The following is a 21,350-nucleotide window of genomic DNA, read 5'->3' as shown; positions in this document are numbered from 1 at the left end:
TCGATGATCGCTCATCCGAGCGTGATCAAGCCTCAAAACCCCCCTCCATCTTCGAGAGGTGAATGCTGCTCGTATTTTCTGATTACCCATGAGTTACTTTCGATCTGCTGGCGCACGGGTGGTTACAGCCGTATGACGACCAAGTGGACGTACCCAGAAGCCTTCGATCTGGGTATGTTCCTGGCCGTCAGGGCAGCCACCGAGCCTCGAGGAGTCGAGACCCGTGTCGGAAAACAAAGATCAGAAGTTCGTCTACGACTTCACCGAGGGAAACCGCGACCTCAAGGACCTTCTCGGCGGCAAGGGAGCCAACCTCGCCGAGATGACCAACCTGGGTCTGCCGGTCCCTCCCGGCTTCACCATCACCACCGAGGCCTGCAAGGTCTACCTCGAGAGCGGCACGGCCCCGGCCGCGCTGCGCGAAGAGGTCAGCGCCCACCTTGCGGCCCTCGAGGCGAAGATGGGCAAGAAGCTCGGACAGTCGGACGACCCGCTGCTGGTCTCCGTCCGCTCCGGCGCCAAGTTCTCGATGCCCGGCATGATGGACACCGTCCTGAACATCGGTCTCTCCGACGAGTCCGTGACCGGCCTTGCCTCCCAGGCCGGTGACGAGCGCTTCGCGTGGGACTCGTACCGCCGCCTCATCCAGATGTTCGGCAAGACCGTCCTCGGCGTCGAGGGCGAGCTCTTCGAGGACGCCCTCGACGAGGCCAAGGCCGCCAAGAAGGTCACCGTCGACACCGACCTCGACGCCGCCGACCTGAAGAAGCTGGTCAAGCACTTCAAGAAGATCGTGGCGAAGGAAGCCGGCCGCGAGTTCCCGCAGGACGCCCGCGAGCAGATGGACCTCGCCGTCGAGGCCGTCTTCAACTCGTGGAACACCGACCGCGCCAAGCTCTACCGCCGCCAGGAGCGCATCCCGAGCGACCTGGGTACCGCGGTCAACATCTGCTCCATGGTCTTCGGCAACCTGGGCCCCGACTCCGGCACCGGCGTCGCCTTCACCCGCGACCCCGCCAGCGGCCACGCGGGCGTCTACGGCGACTACCTCCAGAACGCCCAGGGCGAGGACGTGGTCGCGGGCATCCGCAACACCGTGCCGCTCGCGGACCTGGAGGCCATCGACAAGGCCTCGTACGACCAGCTCATGACGATCATGACGACGCTGGAGACCCACTACAAGGATCTCTGCGACATCGAGTTCACCATCGAGCGCGGCCAGCTGTGGATGCTCCAGACCCGCGTCGGCAAGCGCACCGCCGGCGCCGCCTTCCGCATCGCCACCCAGCTCGTGGACCAGGGCCTGATCGACGAGGCCGAGGCCCTGCAGCGCGTCACCGGTCACCAGCTGGCGCAGCTGATGTTCCCCCGCTTCGACGAGGGCGCCAAGACCACCCTGCTGGGCCGCGGCATCGCCGCCTCCCCGGGCGCGGCCGTCGGCAAGGCCGTCTTCGACTCCTACACGGCCGTCAAGTGGTCCCGCTCCGGCGAGAAGGTCATCCTGATCCGCCGCGAGACCAACCCGGACGACCTGGACGGCATGATCGCCTCCGAGGGCATCCTGACCTCGCGCGGCGGCAAGACCTCGCACGCGGCCGTCGTCGCCCGCGGCATGGGCAAGACCTGTGTCTGCGGCGCCGAGGAGCTCGACGTCGACACCAAGCGCCGCCGCATGACGGTCGGCGAGACGGTGATCGAAGAGGGCGACGTCGTCTCCATCGACGGCTCCACCGGCAAGGTGTACCTGGGTGAGGTACCCGTCGTACCGTCCCCGGTCGTCGAGTACTTCGAGGGCCGCATGCACGCCGGCGCCGACGACGCCGACGAGCTCGTCGCCGCCGTGCACCGGATCATGGCCTACGCGGACCGCGTCCGCCGCCTGCGGGTGCGCGCCAACGCCGACAACGCCGAGGACGCGCTGCGCGCCCGCCGCTTCGGCGCCCAGGGCATCGGCCTGTGCCGCACCGAGCACATGTTCCTCGGCGAGCGCCGCGAACTGGTGGAGCGACTGATCCTCGCGGACACCGACGGCGAGCGCGAGGAGGCACTGAGTGCCCTCCTGCCGCTGCAGAAGAAGGACTTCGTCGAGCTGTTCGAGGCGATGGACGGCCTGCCCGTCACCGTCCGCCTGCTCGACCCGCCGCTGCACGAGTTCCTGCCCGACATCACCGAGCTGTCGGTGCGCGTCGCCCTCGCCGAGTCCCGCCAGGACGCCAACGAGAACGACCTGCGCCTGCTCCAGGCCGTGCACAAGCTGCACGAGCAGAACCCGATGCTGGGTCTGCGCGGTGTCCGCCTCGGCCTGGTCATCCCCGGCCTGTTCAAGATGCAGGTCCGGGCGATCGCCGAGGCCGCGGCCGAGCGCAAGAACGCCAAGGGCGACCCCCGCGCCGAGATCATGGTCCCGCTGGTCGGCACCGTCCAGGAGCTGGAGATCGTCCGCGAGGAGGCCGACCAGGTCATCGCCGAGGTCGAGGCCGCCACCGGCACCAGCCTCAAGCTGTCCATCGGCACCATGATCGAGCTGCCGCGCGCCGCCCTGACCGCCGACCAGATCGCCGAGGCCGCGCAGTTCTTCTCCTTCGGCACGAACGACCTGACCCAGACGGTGTGGGGCTTCTCCCGCGACGACGTCGAGGCCAGCTTCTTCACCGCCTACCTGGAAAAGGGCATCTTCGGGGTCTCGCCCTTCGAGACCATCGACAAGGACGGCGTCGGCTCGCTCGTCCGCCACGCGGCCAAGCTGGGCCGGGCCACCCGCCCCGACCTCAAGCTCGGCGTCTGCGGTGAGCACGGCGGCGACCCCGAGTCCGTCCACTTCTTCCACGAGGTCGGCCTCGACTACGTCTCCTGCTCGCCCTTCCGGATTCCGGTGGCGCGCCTGGAGGCCGGTCGCGCGGCCGCCGAGGCGAAGGGCAGCGACAGCCGCTGACCCCCGGCCCTGCGAAGGGCTCCCATAGACCGCGCCTGCCCCCGGGTTCCCTGACTGCCCGGCGGCGGGCGCGCCTATTTCCGTTGTTCAACAAATCTTTACGCCAGCAGGCGGTGGACGGATCCCCACCCGTCCACCGCCGCTGTCATTCTGCCGGGCACGTCGGCGCTTCCCGGTGCGACCGACCGCCAGGCCCCGCAAAGCCCCCCACGGCCTTCGCGGAGCGTTTCGGTCGCACCGGAGTGTGCCCGGCGGAGTACAGGATTTCGGTTGTCACGCCCCTGCCGAAAGGGGTTTCAACTGTGGCCGAAAGGGCGTGGTGACCACGTGTGACGGCGTGCATACTCATGGAGCGGGGGGATTGCGGTTGCACAGGTGGGGGTTCGGTGCTGCGTATCCATTTCACTGGAGTGGACCTGGCACGCGTACGGATGGCAGGGCGTCCCGATGCGTTGTGGGAAACGATTCTCAGCTTTCACCGCTTAAGAGACCGGCGCGATGCCCGGTTGTTCGGTGAATGGCGTACGGAAACCCGGAGCAGGTTGAATAGTGAAACACGCACGCTCGGTATGCTCATACCGAGTCATGGTTATTTTCCCGATTTCCTGACCCCTGTGGAGGGGCAGTACGGGTGGGACGTGGGCCTCGACGCGCTGCGCGGCATCCGTCCCGAGCGCATGCGGCGCGAGCTGACGCTGCTGGCCGCCGGTGCGGCGATGACGCCGCGCCTGCGGGAGTTCACGGACGGCGGAGTCAAGCACCTGCCGAGGCTGATGGGCGAGCTGCGCGCGTACCACCGCGCGGCCGTGGAGCCGTACTGGACCCACATCCAGGCCCAGATCGAGGCCGAGCGGGCCGCGCGCGGCCGGGCCCTGCTGGACGGGGGCGCGGACGAACTGCTGGCCTCGCTGCCGCCGATGCTGCGCTGGCGGGCGCCGGTGCTGGAGTGCGACTACCCGGTGGACCGGGACGTACGGCTGCGGGGGCGCGGGCTGCTGCTGCAGCCGTCGTTCTTCTGCCGGCGCACCGCGGTGACGCTGCACGATCCCGAGCTGCCGCCGGTGCTGGTCTATCCGGCGGCGGCGCAATTGGCCTCGGCGCCGGCGGGGGGTGAGGCGGCGCGGCCCGTGGAGGAGCAGCGCCAGCGCACCCTGGGCAAGCTGGTGGGGCACACCCGGTCGGTGGTGCTGCGGGCCATAGGGGACGGGGCGACCACCAGTGAGCTGGCCCGCCGGGCCGGGGTCTCGCTCGCCTCGGCGAGCCAGCACGCGTGTGTGATGCGGGAGGCGGGGCTGGTCACCACGCTGCGGCGGGGGAACGCGGTGCTGCACACGGTGACGCCGTTGGGGGCGGCGCTGCTGAAAGGTGGGGCGGTGGCGTCGTGAACGCGGCCGCGCCCCGGCGGGGTCGAACCCGTCGGGGCGCGGTCGGGTGTGCGGGCGCGGCGCCGTTGCGGGGGCGCTGCCCCCGAGCCCCCGCGCCTCAAACGCCGGCGGGGCTGAAAGAACGGGGCTCCGCCCCAGACCCCGCGCCTCAAACGCCGGCGGGGCTCTAAAGGCGGAAGGGGCCCGTTACCTCGTAGGTGATGCCGCCGGACGAGCTGCCGCTCGTGCCGCGCTGGCTCGAGAAGTAGAGGCGGTTGCCGGCCGGGGAGAAGGCCGGGCCGGTGATCTCAGAGGAGGACTGGCCGGTGACCCGCAGGAAGGGCGCCACCACGTCGTCCGGGGTGATCATGCAGATCTCCATGTTGCCGCCGTCCTCGGCGACGTACAGGTCGCCGAAGGAGGATCCGGTGACGTTGTCGACGCCCGTCAGCGGGGCCGCCCCGCCGGGGACGAGGGAGTCGTCGTAGGCCAGCTCGAACGTGCTGTCGGTGAGGTTGAGCTGCCACACGCGGTTGTCGCCCTTGGTGGTGAACCAGACCGTGTCGTTGGCGTAGTGGCAGCCCTCGCCGCCGTTGAACTTCTTCGAGCCGGACACCTGACTGCGGGTCGCGGTCGGCGAGCCGTCCGGGTCGGGGACGTTGGCCCAGGTGAAGGAGCCCGAGGTGGCGGTGCCTGCCTTGAGGACCTGGAGGGTGCCGGAGGAGAGGTTGCCCCAGGTGGTCGGGATGAACCGGTAGAAGCAGCCGCTCGTCTCGTCCTCGGTCAGGTAGATGACCTGGCGCACCGGGTCGGCGGCGGCCGCCTCGTGCTTGAAGCGGCCCATCGCGGGGCGCTGTACGGACGCGTTCACGCCGTACGGGTCGGTCTCGTAGACGAAGCCGCGGTCGACCTCCTCGCAGGACAGCCAGGTGTTCCAGGGGGTCTTGCCGCCCGCGCAGTTCTGCCGGGTGTTGGAGAGGATCCGGTAGGCGCCGGTGACGGTGCCGGACGAGTTGAACTTCACCGCGCTCGCCCCGCCGGAGGGGTTGATCTCCGAGTTGGACACGTAGATCCAGCCCGAGCCGTCGGCGAAACACGCGCCGCCGTCGGGGGCGTTGTGCCAGGTGTACGAGGTGCCGCTGACGGTCTGGCCCGAGCGGGCGATCACCCGGCTGCTGAAGCCGCTGGGGAGCATGATGCCGTTGGCGTCCGCCGCGCCGAGTGCCCCGTAGGGTCCGGCGCCGGGCTGTGCGGGCGCCGCGTAGGCGGCTCCGTGCATCAAGGTGCCGCCGAAGGCGGCGGCCGACGAGCCGATGACGGCGCCGCGCAGGAAGGTACGACGTTCCACGGTCACTCCTGTGGGAGGAAGGCCCCCCGCACCCGGTCGAGCGCGGGGTACGCGTCGAGGAACCTAGGAGCACCGAGTTGACGCGACCTCAATTCCTCATGACGCCCGGGCGACCGCTGCGAGTTCAATACCCGAGGGGGGACTTCAGGACACAGGGCCGATCCGGATCACCGGCCTCCGGGAGCGTGGTCACTGTGCGGCGAGGGCCGGGTGGGCCTTGTGCGGCTCGCCTCGCCGAAGCTGCGATAGGCGGCCTGACCTGCGATTTCGTGAAATCTCAAAAAAGATTCACGGGGAGCGATGAGTTTCCCGGGGCCGCCCGGTCTACCTCTCGAAAGCACCGAGTACCGAGCACCGAGCACCGCATCCGAGAGAAGAGAGACCTCGATGTCCGCCACCATGATCTTCGTCAACCTGCCGGTCAAGGACCTGGAGGCCAGCAAGACCTTCTGGGGCAAGCTGGGCTACACCTTCAACGCCCAGTTCACCGACGAGAACTGCGCCTCGATGGTCATCAGCGACACCATCGTCGCGATGCTCCTGACCGAGGACCGCTACAAGGACTTCACCCACAAGGAGATCGCGGACGCGACGAAGACCTCCGAGGTGCTGCTCTGTCTGAGCGCCCCCAGCCGCACCGCCGTCGACGAGCTGGTGGACGGGGCCCTGGCGGCCGGTGCCACCGAGCCCCGCCCCGCCCAGGACCACGGCGTCATGTACGGCCGCGCCTTCGACGACCTCGACGGCCACACCTGGGAGATCATGTGGATGGACCCGTCCGTGGTGCAGGGCTGACCGCCCCGCACCACGTGGTCACGAGGTCGCGGCGGTCCGCACCGGGTAGGTCCGGACCGCCACCTCCTCGTCGTCCAGGCAGCGCCCCGACTCCAGGTCGAAGCGCTGCTTCAGCAGCGGCGAGGCCACGAACGGCCGGCCCGCCACCGCGCCCACCAGCCCGCGCGAGAGCACGTGCGCCCCGGTGAAGGGGTCCTGGTTGCCAATGGCGTACGGGCGGCCCGCACGGTCGACGAACACCGCGGCCTGGCTCCCGTCGGGCAGCAGGGCCGCCACCCCGCGCCCGGGGACCAGCGAGGACAGCTCGCACACCGTCAGCCAGCCCTGCGCCACTTGCAGTTCCACGGTCATCGGACGGCACCTCCTATGGTCAGGACGGCCAGGTCGGGCTTGACCTGGTCGCGTTCGGGGACGAACTTCACGGTGGGGTCGGGGGCGCCCGGCGCGTTCACGAAGGACACGAACCGGCGCAGCCGCTCCGGGTCCTGGAGCGTCTCGGCCCACTCGTCCCGGTAGTGCGCCACGTGGTCGGCCATCAGGGACTCCAGCTCCGCGCACAGCCCGAGCGAGTCGTGCACGATGACGTCCCGCAGGTGCGCCAGGCCGCCCTCCAGCCGCTCCAGCCAGGTGGAGGTCCGCTCCAGCCGGTCGGCGGTGCGGATGTAGAACATCAGGAAGCGGTCGATCAGCCGGACCAGTTCCGCGTCCGACAGGTCCTGGGCCAGGAGGTCGGCGTGGCGCGGGGTGGCCCCGCCGTTGCCGCCCACGTAGAGGTTCCAGCCGCTGGCCGTCGCGATGACCCCGAAGTCCTTGCTCTGCGCCTCCGCGCACTCGCGGGCGCAGCCGGACACCGCCGACTTGAGCTTGTGCGGGGCGCGCAGCCCGCGGTAGCGCAGCTCCAGGTCGATGGCCATCCTGACGCTGTCCTGGACCCCGTAGCGGCACCAGGTCTGCCCCACGCAGGACTTCACCGTCCGCAGGGCCTTGCCGTAGGCGTGCCCGGACTCGAAGCCGGCGTCGACGAGCCGTGCCCAGATCCGCGGGAGCTGGTCCACGCTCGCACCGAAGAGGTCGATCCGCTGACCGCCGGTGATCTTCGTGTAGAGGCCGAAGTCGCGGGCCACCTCGCCGATCACGATCAGCTTGTCGGGGGTGATCTCACCGCCGGGGATGCGCGGGACGACCGAGTACGAGCCGTTGCGCTGCATGTTCGCCAGGAAGTGGTCGTTGGTGTCCTGGAGGGCGGCCTGCTCCCCGTCCAGGACGTACCCGCTGGCGCCGAGGGTCGGGGCGAGCGAGGCGATGATCGAGCCGATGGTGGGCTTGCAGACCTCGCAGCCGTCGCCGCCGCGGGCCTCCGGGCGGCCGTGGCCGTCGAGGAGCTGCTCGTACGAGGTCAGGCGCCGGGTGCGGACGATCTCGTACAGCTCGGAGCGGGTGTACGGGAAGCAGCCGCACAGCCCCTTGTCGGCGGCGGCCGGCAGCAGCTGGCCGATCACCTTGACGCAACTGCCGCAGCCGGTGCCCGCCTTGGTGCACTTCTTGACCTCGGCGAGGGTGGCGCAGGCGGCGATGGCCTTCTTCGTGACGTTGTGGCAGGAGCAGATCACGGCGTGGTCGGGGAGGGAGGACGGGCCGAGCGCGACGGGCGCGCCGACCCCGGCCGGCAGCACCAGCTGCTCGGGGGCGACGGGCGGGACGCTGCCGGTGAGCGGGCGCAGCAGGCCGTACGAGTCCGCGTCGCCGACCAGGACGCCGCCGAGGAGGATCCCGTCGGGGGAGACGACCAGCTTCTTGTAGACGCCGGACCGGGAGTCGGACCATACGACGTCCAGGCTGCCCTCGGTGGCGCCGTGGGCGTCGCCGAAGGAGGCCACGTCCACGCCGAGCAGCTTGAGCTTGGTGGAGAGGTCGGCTCCGGTGAACTCCTTCTCCCGGCCCAGCAGGTCGTCGGCGGCGGTCTCGGCCATCTCGTAGCCGGGGGCGACCAGGCCGTAGACCCGGCCGTCGACGGCGAGGGCGCACTCGCCGATGGCGTAGACGTGCGGATCGGAGGTGCGGCAGCGGGCGTCGACCGCGATGCCGCCGCGCTCGCCGACGTCCAGCCCCGCGTCACGGGCCAGCTGGTCGCGGGGACGGACTCCCGCGGAGAAGACGACGAGGTCGGTGTCGACGGTGGAGCCGTCGGACAGCCGCATGCCGCTGACGTGGCCGTCCTCGCCGGTCACCACCTCCTGGGTGCCGACCCCGGTGTGGACGGTCAGGCCCATGGACTCGATGGTGCGCAGCAGGGCGGCGCCGCCGCCCTCGTCGACCTGGACGGGCATCAGCCGCGGGGCGAACTCGACGATGCGGGTGGCCAGGCCGAGCCCCTGCAGGGCGCCGGCGGCCTCAAGGCCGAGCAGCCCGCCGCCGACGACCGCACCGCTGGTCCGGGTCTTGGCGTACTCCTCGATCGCGAGGAGGTCCTCGATCGTGCGGTAGACGAAGCAGCCGGGGGCGTCCTTGCCGGGGACCGGCGGCACGAAGGGATAGCTGCCGGTGGCCAGCACCAGGACGTCGTACGGGAACACCTGCCCGGAGCGGGAGGTGACGGTGCGGGCGGCCCGGTCGATGTGCTCGGCGGGGTCGTCGAGGTGGAGGGCGATGCCGTGCTCGTCCATGAACCCGGCGGGGGTCATGGAGAGGTCCTCGGCGGTGCTGCCGGAGAAGTACGAGGTCAGGTGCACGCGGTCGTAGGCGGGGCGGGGCTCCTCGCAGAGCACGGTGATCCGGTGCGTGGCGGTGACTCCGCGCTCGGCGAGCGCTTCGAGGTAGCGCTGGCCGACCATGCCGTGCCCGATGAGCACGATCGTGGGCAGGGGCTCGGGCATGTCAGTGGCCTCCGTCGTCGGTGAGCAGGTGGAACAGGTCGTGCGGGGACTCGTCGCCCTCCCAGGTGCGGGCGAGGGCGCCCACGGTGGAGAGCTCGCCGAGCAGCACCCCGCCGACGAGCCGGTCGTCGCGGACGACGACCTTCCGGTAGGTCCCGCGAGTGGCGTCGGCGAGGCGGACCACGTCGTCTCCGGGGCGGGGGGTGGTCTCGCCGAAGGCGGCGAGGTCAAGGGAGCCGTTCTCGGCGCCGCCGAGGGTGAGGCGGGTGAGGGCGCGGGTGCCGGTGTAGCGCGCGGGGGTTCCGTTGAGGACCGCGGCGAGGGCGTCGGCCTGCTCCAGGGCGGCGCCCGCCAGGCCGTACACCTGGCCGGCGTGCTCGGCGCAGTCGCCGATGGCGTGGATGCGGGGGTCGCTGGTGCGGAGGTGGTCGTCGACCACGATGCCGGTGCGGACGTCGAGGCCGGCGGCCTTGGCGAGGCCCGTGCGGGGGCGTACGCCGCAGGCGAGCACGACGAGATCGGCCTCCAGCCGGTAGCCGTCGGCGAGCTCGACCCCGGTGACCTTGCGCGGAGTTTCCGTTCCGCCCCGCAGTTTCGCGGGCTCCGCCCGGACCCGGTCCTCAAACGCCGGACGGGCTGAAGAATCAGCCCCGCCGGCGATTGAGGCGCGGGGTCCGGGGCGGAGCCCCGGCAGCGGAGCCGCGGGCGACCCCGTCGTGAGCAGACCGCGGACCCGGCATTCCGTGTGGATCTCCACGCCGAGGTCGGTCAGGTGCGTGGCCAGCAGGGCGGAGGAGTCGGCGTCCAGCTGGCGTTCCATCAGGCGCTCGCCCTGCTGGGCCAGGACCACCACCGCCCCCCGCGCGGCGAGCGCACGGGCCGCGGAGACGCCCAGCAGGCCCCCGCCGATCACCACCACCCGCACCCCGGGGCGTACGGCCGCCGAGAGGGCCAGGCAGTCGTCCATCGTGCGGAACGCGTGGACCCCGTCCGGGAGCTCCCGGCCTTCGGGCTCGAACAGCCCGCGCAGCGGCGGGAGCACCGCGTTCGAGCCCGTGGCCAGGACCAGCGTGTCGTATTCCGCCACGGTGCCGTCGTCGCACAGCACGGTCCGGTCGGTGCGGTCGATCCGTACCGCGCGGACGCCCCGGCGCAGTGCCGGGCCGGGCGCCGGGAGGGCGGTGACCTCCGGTGCGTAGCGGCCGGCGAGGACCTCCGCGAGCAGGACCCGGTTGTAGGGGGCGTGCGGCTCCTCGCCGAGGACGGTCACCGCCGCCGCACCGGTCAGGCGCGCGGCCAGTCGCAGGCCCGCGAGGCCGCCGCCGATCACCACCACACGCTGATTCGAGGTCATGGCACGAGCGTGCGCGGCCGCTGTTTCCCCTCCGCATCGCCGCTGTTACCCGGACGGAACGCCGACCTCAGCGCCGGGGTTAAGGGTCGGTGAGGCCTTCCTCAAGGCCGCCTTAAGGGTCATCAGGGCCGCCACCTGCGGCCTTAGCGTGATCCGTATGCGGAATGCGGTGGTGCGGGTGAGGGGCGGGATGCTGGCCGGTGCGGGGGTGGTGACCCTGCTCTGGGCGGCGCAGGTGCGGCCCTCGGCCCGGCCCGACGCGCTGTTCGCGACCGCCGCGCACCTGACCGGTCTGCTCGCCGGCTACGGGGTGCTCGTGCTGCTGTTCCTGATGGCCCGGGTGCCCGCCGTCGAGCACGGGGTCGGCGCCGACCGGCTCGCCCGCTGGCACGCCTTCGGCGGCCGGTACGTGCTCCTCCTCTGCTTCGGGCACGGGCTCTTCGCCCTGCTCGGATACGCCGTGCACGAGGGTGTCGACGTGGTCTCCGCCGTCCGGGAGCTGCTCGGCTACCCCGCGCTCGCCGCCGCCGCGGCCGGGACCGTCCTCCTGGCCGCGGTCGGTGTGACCTCCGCCCGGGCGGTACGCCGCCGGGTGCCGCACGAAACCTGGCGCGGGGTGCACCTGCTGGTCTATCTCGCGGCCGCCCTCGCCTTCGGCCACCAGCTCGCCGGGCCCGATCTCGCCGCGGCCGCCTGGTTCTGGGCGCTCGCGCACACCGCCGTCGCCGTCCTGCTGGTCTGGTACCGCGCGGTGGTCCCCGTACGGCAGGCCCTGCGCCACGCGCTGCGGGTCGCGGACGTGCGGGTGGAGGGGCCCGGGGTGGTCTCCGTCGTGATGTACGGGGAGCACCTCGCGGAACTGCGCGCGGAGCCGGGCCAGTTCCTGCGCTGGCGATTCCTCCAGCGGCGGCTGTGGCACACCGCCCTGCCGTTCTCGCTGTCCGCGCCGGTCCGGGGGAACGCCCTGCGGATCACCGTCAAGGGGCTCGGCGGCCACTCGCGCCGGATCCGCCGGCTGCGCCCCGGCACGCGGGTCCTCGCCACCGGGCCGTTCGGGGCGCTCACCGCCGCCCGGCGGACCCGGCCCAAGGTGCTGCTGATCGCGGGCGGGGTCGGGATCACCCCGATGCGGGCGCTGTTCGAGACGCTGCCGGGGGGTCCCGGGGACATCACCCTGCTCTACCGGGCCGGGGCCGAGGAGCACCTCGTCCTGCGCGGCGAGCTGGAGAGCATCGCCGCCGAAAGGCAGGCCGGGCTGCACTACCTGCTGGGGCCGTCGGGCGCGGCGTACGATCCGCTGGCTCCGCAGGCGCTGGCCTCGCTGGTGCCGGACCTGACCGAGCACGACGTGTACCTGTGCGGGCCGCCGGGGATGGCCGAGGCGACCCGGGCGGCCCTGCTGCGGGCCGGGGTGCCGGCCGGACGCATCCATTCCGAGTGCTTCAGCCTCTGATCCGGTTCCGATCCGGTTCCGGACCGGTCCTGATCTGCTTCTGATCCGGCTTCTGATCCGGGGCTTTCCCTTCCGTCCGGCGTTCCCCGAGGAGTCACCGCCCCATGCGTCACCCGCTGCACGTCGCCCTGTCCGTACCCGTCGGGGCCAAGGCCCCGGCCGCGGCCCGGCACCGCAAGCCCCGTACGCCCTCGGTGGTGCGGGCCGGGCTGGCCGCACTGGCCTCCGTACCTCCCGCGCGGCGGCTGGCGGTGGGGCTGGGGGCGGCCAGTGTGCTGGCCGCGACCGTGCTCACGGCGGCGGTGGACCCGGCGGCTCCGGTGGCCCCGGACCGGGTGCCGGCCCGGCAAAGCTCAACCTTTGCGCAAGTTTCCGGGGATTGATGGCCCCTGCACCTGACAGCTCCATAGGGTCATCTCGTGCCTGACATATCAACGACCATGATCATCGTCCTGTGCGTGGCCGCGGCGGCGGCCGGCTGGATCGACGCCGTGGTGGGCGGCGGCGGCCTGCTGCTCCTGCCCGCGCTCCTGCTCGGCCTGCCGAACGCCCACCCCGCCACCGTCCTCGGCACCAACAAGGCCGTGGCCATCGTCGGCACGGCGGGCGCGGCGGTCACCTACGTCCGCAAGGCCCCGGTGGACGTGAAGCTCGCCGTCCGCATCGGCCTGGCCGCGCTCGCCGGCTCGATGGGCGGGGCCGCGCTCGCCGGCGGCATCAGCAAGGACGCGCTCCGGCCACTGATCATGGGCGTGCTCGTGATCGTCGCGGGCGTCGTGATCTTCAAACCGGGCTTCGGCACCGCCCCCTCGACCGCGCCCGTCAGCCGGCAGCGGGTGCTGCTCGCCATCGGGCTCGCCGGCCTCGGCATCGGCTTCTACGACGGCCTGATCGGACCCGGCACCGGCACCTTCCTGGTGCTCGCGCTCACGGCGCTGCTCCACCTCGACCTGGTCACCGCCTCCGCGACCGCCAAGATCGTCAACTGCTGCACCAACGCGGGGGCGCTCGCGATGTTCGCCTACCAGGGCATGGTGCTGTGGCAGCTGGCCGCGCTCATGGCGGTCTTCAACCTGGCCGGGGGCATGATCGGCGCCCGGATGGCGCTCAAGAAGGGCAGCGGCTTCGTCCGCGGGGTGCTGCTGACGGTGGTGGGCGCGCTGGTGGTCAAGCTCGGCATCGAGCAGTGGGGATGACCGGTGCTCAGTACGTCCCGGTGAGGTGCGCGAAGACGACCACGTTGCCGCGGTAGCCCGTGCGCGGCGAGAAGCCGCCGCCGCAGGTGATCACCCGCAGCTCGGCCCGCGCCGAGGGGCCGTACACACGGGTGTCGGGGAAGGCCTTGGCGTCGTAGACCTCGACCGCGTGGACCGTGAACACGGCCGTACGCCCGTCCGCGCGCGGGATCTCGATCGCGGCCCCCCGGTGCAGCGCGCCCAGGTGGTAGAAGACCCCCGGCCCGGCGGCGTCGTCCACGTGCCCGGCGATGACGGCCGTGCCGGTGGCGCCCGGGGTGGTGCCCTCGCGGTACCAGCCGGCCAGGTCGCGGCGGTCCGGCGGGGGTACTTCGAGGCTGCCGTCCCGCTCCAGGCCCAGTCCGGTCAGCGGGGCGTCGACCCGGATGGACGGGATCCGGATCCGGCCGGGCGGGGAGCCGGGGAGCGGGGCGATGCCCGGACCCACGACTCCGGCGGCGGTCAGGGCCTCGGCGGGGGAGGGCAGCGGCGGCCCGACCGGCTCCCGGGAACCGCTGGTGACGAGCCAGATGCCGATGCAGGCGGCGAGCGCGACGAGTCCCCCGTGGCGGGCGGTCGGGGTGCGGACGGCCCGGGCCGGGGGCCGCGCACCTGCTCCGGGGCGGTCGCCGGGCGGGGGCCAGGGCTGCCGGTCGCGGCCCCGGACACCACCGAATTCGCCACCCATGCGTACCCCCTCGGCTTTCGTTTCGGGGTGACTGGCCGTCGCCCGGCCCCGCGAACGGGGGGGACCTCGCGGGGCGGGCGACGGGGGACGGTACCGGTCGGACCGCGGCCGGAGCCGCGGTGGGCGTCCGTCAGCTCCGCGTGCCGCTCGCCCGGCGACGCAGGAGCCAGGTACCGCCGACGGCGGCGGCGGCCAGTACGGCCGCCCCCACCGCGATCTTGGCGGGGTTCGTGGTGGTGGTCGTGCCACCGCCCACCCCGGTGTGGACGTGGCCCTGCGGGCCGCGTTCGGTGACGACCAGGTCGCCGGTGGCGAACTTGCCGTTCGCGCAGGTCGCGCCGATGGCGTAGGAGCCGGGCCGGGTGCCGTGGGCCACCTGGAACTGCCCCACGACCACCTCCTTGTGGGTGCCCGGGACCAGCTTGAACCGGCCGCCGCCGACCGTGGTGGCATCGCCCTCGGCGTGGCTGCCGGAGCCGCAGGCGGTGGTGTTCACGGTGACGGTGGCGCCGGGGGAGGCGGACTTGGGCCACACCTCCAGCGGGGCGAAGTCCCCGGGCGCGAAACCCACCATGCCGAGGTCCACGGCGGCGACCGCGCCGGCGACCGGCCCGGTGAACGCGGCGGCGGTCAGCGCGGTCGCGGTCAGCACGTGTGCGGTACGTCGGCGCATCGGGACTCTCCTGAAGACACGGGGTCGTGCTTCCGAGATAACCCGGGCCGCCCGCCGCGCGCCTGCTGATGTCCCGTCAGGTGTGCCCGTACGCGGTCCCTGCGCGAGCCGTATCCGCAGCTCAAGGCGGGTGATGCGGCCATCCGGGGCGTCCGCGCCGTCCGGGTGACTCCCGCCGGGCGCGGCGCAGCCGCCGACGGCGGGTGCGCATGCGCACAGGAGGGCGGCGGGCGGGCGGCGGGACGAAGCCGTCGTGGACGCAGAACCGTGAGGTGGGAGGGGGCGGAGGCCGGCGCTGGACGGCACGGGTCACGGGCACCGGGAGGTCGTGCAACAGCGGTGCGTACGGTGGTGGTGCGCAGCGAAGCCGGGACCTTCGGCCCGGCCGGCGGACACTGCGCCCTACCCCGAGGGAGGCCCCGTGACACCGGTCGAACGGCCACAAGACCCGACCGCCCCGCTCCCGTTCTTCGTCTACGGGACCCTGCGCCCCGGCGAGGTCAACCACGGCCTGTTCCTGCGCGGCCGCACGGCCTCCGAGGAGCCCGCCACCCTCCCGGACGCGGTGCTCTACGACGGCCCCGGATACCCGTACGCGGTCCACCGGCCCGGCTCGGCCGTCGTCGGCGAGCTGATCACGGCGGCCCCGGGCGCGTACGGGGAACTGCTGGCCGCGCTGGACCTGCTGGAGGAGTACGGCGGCCCGGGCCGCCCGGGGAACGTCTACGACCGGATCGCCCGCCCGGCCCTGCGCCCCGACGGCACCCCGGTGCGGGCCTGGGTCTATCTGGCGGCCCCGCTGCTCGCCCGCGACCTGCGGGAGTCGGGGACCGAGATACCCGGCGGCGACTGGTTCGGGCGCCGGGGCGCGTCCGCGACGTAGCCCCGGTCAGAGGCCTTCGGCGCCGCGGTTGCGCAGCCGCTGGCCGTACTGCTGGAGCACCCACAGCTCCTCCTGGACCGCCGCGTGCTGCTCCGGCGGGGCCTGCGGGCTCAGGCGGGTCATGGCGCCCTGGATCTCGAGGACCCGGCGGTCGACGGCGCGCAGGCGGACCTGGACCAGCTGGACCCCGGCGTAGACCTCGTCCACCGTCTTGGCGTGGATGGCCTCCACCGCCAGCTCCGTGACCATCGCGCGGACGGTGTCGTTCGGGGCGGCGTCGCGGACCCGGGCCAGGTAGTCATCGGCGGCGTGCGAGGCGCCGCCCGCGTCCTGGATGGCCCGGCGGACCGCGGCGTAGGGCGGGGCGGTGAACTCGTCGATCCCGTACGCGTCGAACGCGGGGGAGACCAGCGCAGGCCGCTGGAGGGCCAGCTTGAGCAGTTCCCGCTCGGTGCGGTGGGCGGGGCTGCGCAGGTTCAGGGCGGGTCCGCCACCGACCGGCGGCGGCGTGGCGGGGGCGGCCTCCTGCGGGCGGCTCCGGCCCTGCTGCTGCGGCTGGTTGCCGCGCTCCCGGGCCCACCGCGCCAGCTGCGCGACCCGCTTGACGACGAACGGCTCGTCGAGGATGCCCAGCATGCCCGCCAGCTGGACCGCCGACTCGTGCTGGATCGAGAGGTCCTTGATGCTCGCGACGACCGGCGCGGCCTCGGCCAGCGCGGCCGCCCGCCCCGCCGGGTTCTCCAGGTTGTGCCGGGACACGATGTGCCGCAGGGCGAACTCGAACAGCGGCGTCCGGGCCTCCACCAGGCCGGCCACGGCCGCGTCCCCCTGCGCGAGGCGCAGGTCGCAGGGGTCCATCCCGCCGGGGGCGATGGTGATCGAGGTCTCCGCGGCGAACTTCTGGTCGTCCTCGAAGGCGCGCAGCGCCGCCTTCTGGCCCGCCGCGTCGCCGTCGAAGGTGAAGATCACCTCGGCGGTGGCGTTGTCCATCAGCAGCCGGCGCAGGATCTTGATGTGGTCCCCGCCGAAGGCGGTGCCACAGGTGGCGATCGCGGTGGTGACCCCGGCCATGTGGCAGGCCATCACGTCCGTGTAGCCCTCGACCACCACGGCCCGCGAGGTCTTCGCGATCTCCTTCTTCGCCAGGTCGATGCCGTAGAGGACCTGGGACTTCTTGTAGATCGCCGTCTCCGGCGTGTTCAGGTACTTCGGGCCGTTGTCGTCGTCGCGCAGCTTGCGGGCGCCGAAGCCGACCACCTCGCCGCTGATGTCGCGGATCGGCCACATCAGCCGGCCGCGGAAGCGGTCGATGGGCTTGCCGCTGCGGCTGTCCTGGGCGAGCCCGGAGGTGATCAGTTCCTTGTCGGTGAAGCCCTTGCCGCGCAGGAAGCGGGTCAGGTGGTCCCAGCCGGCCGGGCTGTAGCCCACGCTGAAGTGCGTGGCCGCGGCCTGGTCGAAGCCGCGCTCCGCGAGGAACCTGCGGCCGATCTCCGCCTCGGGGCCGCCGAGCTGGTCGACGTAGAACTGGGCGGCGGCCTTGTGCGCCTCGACCAGCCGGATGCGGTCACCGCGGCCGCTGGTGCCGGAGGTGTAGCCGCCCTCCTCGTACCGCAGGGTGATGCCGGCCAGGCCGGCCAGGCGCTCGACGGCCTCCGAGAAGGAGAGGTGGTCGATCTTCATGACGAAGTCGAGGGTGTCCCCGCCCGCCTGGCAGCCGAAGCAGTGGTAGAGGCCCTTGCTGGGGCTGACCTGGAAGGACGGGGACTTCTCGTCGTGGAAGGGGCAGAGGCCCTTGAGGTTGCCGCCGCCCGCGTTGCGCAGCTGGAGGTACTCGGAGACCACGGCGTCGATCGGGACCGCGTCCCGTACCGCCTTCACGTCGTCGTCGTTGATCCGTCCAGCCACCCGTGAAGTCTACGGCCGGGCGCCGGCAATCCCGTCAGCCCCCCGGGCGGCCCCTACCCTCCCATCAGCGAGGAGAGCGGAACCGACGGGTCTGCGAGGGCCTCCCGGTCCACCGGCGCCTTCGACCTGATCAGGGCCTGGATCTGGTCGGCGACGTCCCACACGTTCACGTTCATCCCGGCCAGCACCCGCCCCTCGGACAGCCAGAAGGCGATGAACTCCCGCTTGCCCGCGTCGCCGCGGATCAGCACCTGGTCGTAGCCGCCGGGCGGCGCGTACCCCGAGTACTCCAGACCCACGTCGTACTGGTCCGAGAAGAAGTACGGCACCCGGTCGTAGCTGACATCGTGGCCCAGCATCGCCCGCGCGGCGGCCGGGCCGCCGTTCAGCGCGTTGGCCCAGTGCTCGACCCGCAGCCGGGTCCCGAGCACCGGGTGGTGGGCGGCGGCCACGTCCCCGACCGCGTAGATGTCCGGGTCGGAGGTGCGCAGGGACTCGTCCACGGCGATCCCGCCGCCGTGCTCCCGGTCGACCAGGGCCAGCCCGGAGGTCTCGGCGAGCGCGGTCCGCGGCGCGGCCCCGATCGCGGCGAGCACCGCGTGCGCCGGGTGTTCCTCCCCGTCGTCCGTACGGGCCGCCAGCACCATGCCGTCGTGGCCCACGATCTCCGTCAGCCGCGACCCGAAGTGGAACCGCACCCCGTGATCGGCGTGCAGGTCACCGAAGAGCCGGCCGATCTCCGGGCCCAGCACCGCGTGCAGCGGCGTGGCCTCCGGCTCGATCACGGTGACCTCCGCGCCGTACCCGCGGGCCGCGGCGGCGACCTCCAGGCCGATCCATCCGGCGCCCGCGATGAGCAGGTGGCCGTTGTCCCGGCCCAGTCCGGCGAGGACCCCCTTCAGCCGCTCGGCGTGCGCGAGGCGCCGCAGGTGGTGCACCCCGGCGAGACCCGTGCCGGGGATGTCCAGGCGGCGCGGCTCGGCGCCGGTGGCCAGCAGCAGCTTGTCGTAGTGCAGGACCGTGCCGTCACCGAGGACCACCTTCTTGGCGTCCCGGTCGAGCTGGACCGCCGGCTGGCCGAGGTGCAGCTCGACGTCGGCGGCCGCGTACCAGGACGGCTCGTGGACGAAGACGCTCTCGCGGTCCTCCTTGCCCATCAGGTAGCCCTTGGACAGCGGGGGCCGTTCGTACGGATGGTCGCGCTCGTCGCCGATCAGGATCACCCGCCCCGTGAACCCCTCGGACCTCAGCGTTTCGGCCGCCTTCGCTCCGGCGAGCCCTGCGCCGACGATGACGAATGTCCGGTGTGCGTCGACCACCTGATGCCTCCTCATAACCTCTCCGCCACATGCGACCACATGCGAGCGTCCCGCACTGAGCCTGCCGCGTGAAGGGGGAGTGGCTCGATCGGCTCACCCTTCGGCGCGTCGGGTGCGCCGCGTGAGACGTGCGTGCAGGGAACGGGCGGATGCGTCGGTGAGACACGCGATCTGGTCGATGACCGCCCGTTTCCTCGCCCTGTCGTCCGGGGCCGCGTCGAAGATCGCCCGGAACTGCGGGTCCAGCCCTTCGGGGGCCCGGGCGCTGACCGCCTCCGCGAGTTCGGCCAGGACGATGCGCTGGTCGGCGCGGATCCGCTCCTGCTCGTCGCGCTGCATGACGTACAGGTCGGCGACCGCCTTGAGCACCGCGCACTCGTTGCGCGCCTCGCGCGGGACCACCAGTTCGGCACCGTAGCGGGTGAGGCGGCCGGAACCGTACGCCTCACGGGTGGCGCCCTCGGCGGCCAGGCAGAAACGGCCGATCAGCTGGCTCGTCGCATCCTTCAGCCGGGCCTGGGCGACGGCCGAACCGTCGTACCCGTGCGGCCACCACTCCTCCTCCATCAGCCGGTCGAGGGCGGCCCGCAGCTCCTCCGGCTCGGTGTCGGCGGGCACGTAGCGGCCGATGGCGACCCGCCAGATCGCGGTGCGCTCGGGCTCAGAGAAGAGGAGGTTGGGGTCGAGGTGGCCGGCGTGCAGGCCGTCCTCGAAGTCGTGGACGGAGTACGCGACGTCGTCCGCCCAGTCCATGACCTGCGCCTCGAAGCACTTGCGGTCCGCGGGCGCGCCGCGGCGCAGCCACGCGAAGACCGGCAGGTCGTCCTCGTACGCGCCGAACTTCACCGAGCCGGGGTCGGTGGGGTGGTCCCCGCGGGCCCACGGGTACTTGGTGGCGGCGTCCAGGCAGGCCCGGGTGAGGTTGAGGCCGACGCTGACGAGCTCGCCGCTCGCGGGGTCGGGCACGAACCGCTTGGGCTCCAGCCGGGTCAGCAGGCGCAGCGACTGCGCGTTGCCCTCGAAGCCCCCGCAGTCCTTGGCGAACTCGTTGAGCGCCTCCTCGCCGTTGTGGCCGAAGGGCGGGTGGCCCATGTCGTGCGAGAGGCAGGCGGCCTCGACCAGATCGGGGTCGCAGCCGAGCGCGGCGCCGAGCTCCCGCCCGACCTGGGCGCACTCCAGGGAGTGGGTGAGGCGGGTGCGGGGACTCGCGTCCCAGTCGTACGAGCGGGTGCCGGGGGTGACGACCTGGGTCTTCCCGGCGAGGCGGCGCAGCGCGGCGGAGTGCAGCACACGGGCGCGGTCGCGCTGGAAGGCGGTCCGGCCGGGCCGTTTGTCGGGCTCGGCGGCCCAGCGCTCGGTGTCGGAGGCGTCGTAGAGGTCGTCGTGGTCGTCTGCGGGGGCGTGCGCGGTGCCTTCCATGGAAGAGACGGTAACCGGAATGACTGACAAACCGGGATCAGGCGGAGACGAGTTCCGGCCGCACGGGCAGGGCGGGCCGCGCGGGCCGGGCGCAGGCCTCGTCGTAGCGGCGCAGCAACAGACGGGCCAGGGCCGGGTGGTCGCCCAGCGGGGCGGCGGCGAGCGCGGGCGCCGCGGCGGCGGTCTGCGCGGCGAACCGGCCGGGAGCGGCGAAGTACGAGGCCACGGCCGTCCGGTGGTGGCCGCGGGCGGCCAGGGCCCGGACCGCCTCGGGTGCGCTCGGGGCGGCGGCGGAGGCGTAGGCGGGGACCACCGGGACACCGCCGAGGCGTTCGGCGAGCATGGCGGCGGTGCGTCGGGTGTCGGCCGCCGAGTCGGGGTCGCGGGAACCGGCGGCGGCGAGCACGACGGCCGTGCCGGCGGTCCAGCCGGCCTCCACGAGCCGTTCGTACAGGGCCTCGACGAGCAGCGGATGCGGGCCCAGCGGGGCGGCGATCCGGGTGCGCAGGTGCGCGGCCGCGGCGGCGGCCGCGGGCAGGTCGCGCTTGACGTGGTACCCCCGGCCGAGCAGCAGGGGGACCAGCACCGCCGCGCCCTGCAGCTCCCCGAGGACGGAGTCGAGCAGCGGCTCGTTCAGTTCGACGTGGCCGAGCCGGACGTCGAGGCGGGGACGGAGTTCGCGGACCCGTTCGAGGAGGGCGAGGGCGGTGTGCAGGGCGCGCGGGTCACGGCTGCCGTGGGCCACGGCGACGAGGGTGGGCTGCATGGGCGGACTCCGGGTCGGCGCAGGCCGCTGAGCTGCGTGCCCAGCTGGAGGGTGATGCGGCCGAGGAGCTCGGCCGCACTGTCGAAGGGGAGGGCGGGGAATTCGGGAGGGTGCACCGGCTCCGTCATGAACCGATCCTGCGCGCCGGACATTGCCGGTGCGTTGCGCGGGGGTGACGGGTGTTTGCCGGGTGCTCACAGGCCCGGCCGTGCGGCTGTCGGGCGCCCGCGCAGGCCCTCGCCGCGGGAGCCTGGAGGGCCGGCGCCGGGGCCGCGCCGGCCGTCGTCCGGGGCCCGGACGCGCCCCGGCCAACGGGCCGCAGCCGCATGCGCCGGTTGGCCCG

At 72.8% G+C, this 21,350-nt stretch carries 17 protein-coding genes; 7 read left to right on the top strand and 10 right to left on the bottom strand.

Features of this window, described 5'->3' with window-relative positions:
* Window positions 1–223: 223 nt before the first annotated feature.
* Entirely contained in the window at window positions 224–2,932 is a 2,709-nt protein-coding gene (gene ppdK, locus OG472_RS16850) for a pyruvate, phosphate dikinase (RefSeq protein ID WP_401601892.1), read from the top strand.
* 386 nt (window positions 2,933–3,318) lie between these two features.
* The gene (locus OG472_RS16845; RefSeq protein ID WP_401601890.1) at window positions 3,319–4,317 is read left to right on the top strand and encodes a helix-turn-helix domain-containing protein; all 999 of its coding nucleotides are present in this window, start codon (window positions 3,319–3,321) and stop codon (window positions 4,315–4,317) included.
* Between the two features lie 166 nt (window positions 4,318–4,483).
* On the opposite strand, the gene OG472_RS16840 is transcribed toward OG472_RS16845, so the two are convergent.
* Entirely contained in the window at window positions 4,484–5,644 is a 1,161-nt protein-coding gene (locus OG472_RS16840) for an alkaline phosphatase PhoX (protein WP_405941680.1), read from the bottom strand.
* 387 nt (window positions 5,645–6,031) lie between these two features.
* On the opposite strand from OG472_RS16840, the gene OG472_RS16835 reads away from it, so the two are divergent.
* Window positions 6,032–6,439, top strand: a complete 408-nt coding sequence (locus OG472_RS16835) for a VOC family protein (RefSeq protein ID WP_401245362.1) — start codon at window positions 6,032–6,034, stop codon at window positions 6,437–6,439.
* 18 nt (window positions 6,440–6,457) lie between these two features.
* Here the strand turns inward: OG472_RS16835 and nirD are convergent, their stop codons facing one another.
* The 3 genes from nirD to OG472_RS16820 are packed head-to-tail and all read right to left on the bottom strand — an operon-like array spanning window position 6,458 to window position 10,666.
* On the bottom strand, window positions 6,458–6,790 hold the full coding sequence (gene nirD / locus OG472_RS16830; RefSeq protein WP_030711012.1) for a nitrite reductase small subunit NirD: 333 nt from the start codon (window positions 6,788–6,790) through the stop codon (window positions 6,458–6,460).
* On the bottom strand, window positions 6,787–9,312 hold the full coding sequence (gene nirB, locus OG472_RS16825; RefSeq protein WP_405830044.1) for a nitrite reductase large subunit NirB: 2,526 nt from the start codon (window positions 9,310–9,312) through the stop codon (window positions 6,787–6,789). The genes nirD and nirB overlap by 4 nt, the downstream gene beginning before the upstream one ends.
* Window position 9,313: 1 nt before the next feature.
* Window positions 9,314–10,666, bottom strand: coding sequence for an NAD(P)/FAD-dependent oxidoreductase (locus OG472_RS16820; RefSeq protein ID WP_405830043.1), 1,353 nt, complete (start codon window positions 10,664–10,666; stop codon window positions 9,314–9,316).
* A 157-nt stretch (window positions 10,667–10,823) separates the two neighbouring features.
* Here OG472_RS16820 and OG472_RS16815 point away from each other — a divergent pair, with 157 nt between their 5' ends.
* From OG472_RS16815 to OG472_RS16805, 3 genes are all read left to right on the top strand, one after another.
* A complete protein-coding gene (locus OG472_RS16815; protein WP_405941679.1) occupies window positions 10,824–12,119 on the top strand; it encodes a ferric reductase-like transmembrane domain-containing protein in 1,296 nt (431 codons plus the stop codon).
* A gap of 104 nt (window positions 12,120–12,223) precedes the next feature.
* A complete protein-coding gene (locus OG472_RS16810) occupies window positions 12,224–12,502 on the top strand; it encodes a hypothetical protein (RefSeq protein WP_383568301.1) in 279 nt (92 codons plus the stop codon).
* Between the two features lie 36 nt (window positions 12,503–12,538).
* Window positions 12,539–13,315, top strand: a complete 777-nt coding sequence (locus tag OG472_RS16805) for a sulfite exporter TauE/SafE family protein (protein ID WP_401601879.1) — start codon at window positions 12,539–12,541, stop codon at window positions 13,313–13,315.
* A 7-nt stretch (window positions 13,316–13,322) separates the two neighbouring features.
* Here OG472_RS16805 and OG472_RS16800 read toward each other — a convergent pair whose 3' ends face one another.
* Together OG472_RS16800 and OG472_RS16795 are read right to left on the bottom strand one after the other, a co-directional pair.
* Window positions 13,323–14,042 (bottom strand): class F sortase, encoded by a 720-nt coding sequence (locus OG472_RS16800; RefSeq protein ID WP_401601877.1) that lies wholly within the window; start codon window positions 14,040–14,042, stop codon window positions 13,323–13,325.
* Window positions 14,043–14,172: 130 nt separating this feature from the next.
* Window positions 14,173–14,715, bottom strand: coding sequence for a hypothetical protein (locus OG472_RS16795; protein ID WP_401601875.1), 543 nt, complete (start codon window positions 14,713–14,715; stop codon window positions 14,173–14,175).
* Between the two features lie 421 nt (window positions 14,716–15,136).
* On the opposite strand from OG472_RS16795, the gene OG472_RS16790 reads away from it, so the two are divergent.
* Window positions 15,137–15,598: a gamma-glutamylcyclotransferase family protein gene (locus OG472_RS16790; protein WP_401601874.1), complete on the top strand. Its 462-nt coding sequence runs from the start codon at window positions 15,137–15,139 to the stop codon at window positions 15,596–15,598.
* Between the two features lie 6 nt (window positions 15,599–15,604).
* On the opposite strand, the gene dnaG is transcribed toward OG472_RS16790, so the two are convergent.
* From dnaG to OG472_RS16770, 4 genes are all read right to left on the bottom strand, one after another.
* Window positions 15,605–17,503 (bottom strand): DNA primase, encoded by a 1,899-nt coding sequence (gene dnaG, locus OG472_RS16785; RefSeq protein ID WP_405830037.1) that lies wholly within the window; start codon window positions 17,501–17,503, stop codon window positions 15,605–15,607.
* A 53-nt stretch (window positions 17,504–17,556) separates the two neighbouring features.
* Window positions 17,557–18,822: an NAD(P)/FAD-dependent oxidoreductase gene (locus tag OG472_RS16780; protein WP_405830036.1), complete on the bottom strand. Its 1,266-nt coding sequence runs from the start codon at window positions 18,820–18,822 to the stop codon at window positions 17,557–17,559.
* Window positions 18,823–18,915: 93 nt separating this feature from the next.
* Entirely contained in the window at window positions 18,916–20,241 is a 1,326-nt protein-coding gene (locus tag OG472_RS16775) for a deoxyguanosinetriphosphate triphosphohydrolase (protein ID WP_401601868.1), read from the bottom strand.
* A gap of 37 nt (window positions 20,242–20,278) precedes the next feature.
* Window positions 20,279–21,007 (bottom strand): sirohydrochlorin chelatase, encoded by a 729-nt coding sequence (locus OG472_RS16770; protein ID WP_401601867.1) that lies wholly within the window; start codon window positions 21,005–21,007, stop codon window positions 20,279–20,281.
* Window positions 21,008–21,350 lie beyond the last annotated feature (343 nt).

Origin of the sequence: Streptomyces sp. NBC_00207 (assembly GCF_045160965.1) — a bacterium.
GTDB lineage: Bacteria > Actinomycetota > Actinomycetes > Streptomycetales > Streptomycetaceae > Streptomyces.
This window is presented reverse-complemented; position numbering and strand designations above follow the sequence as displayed.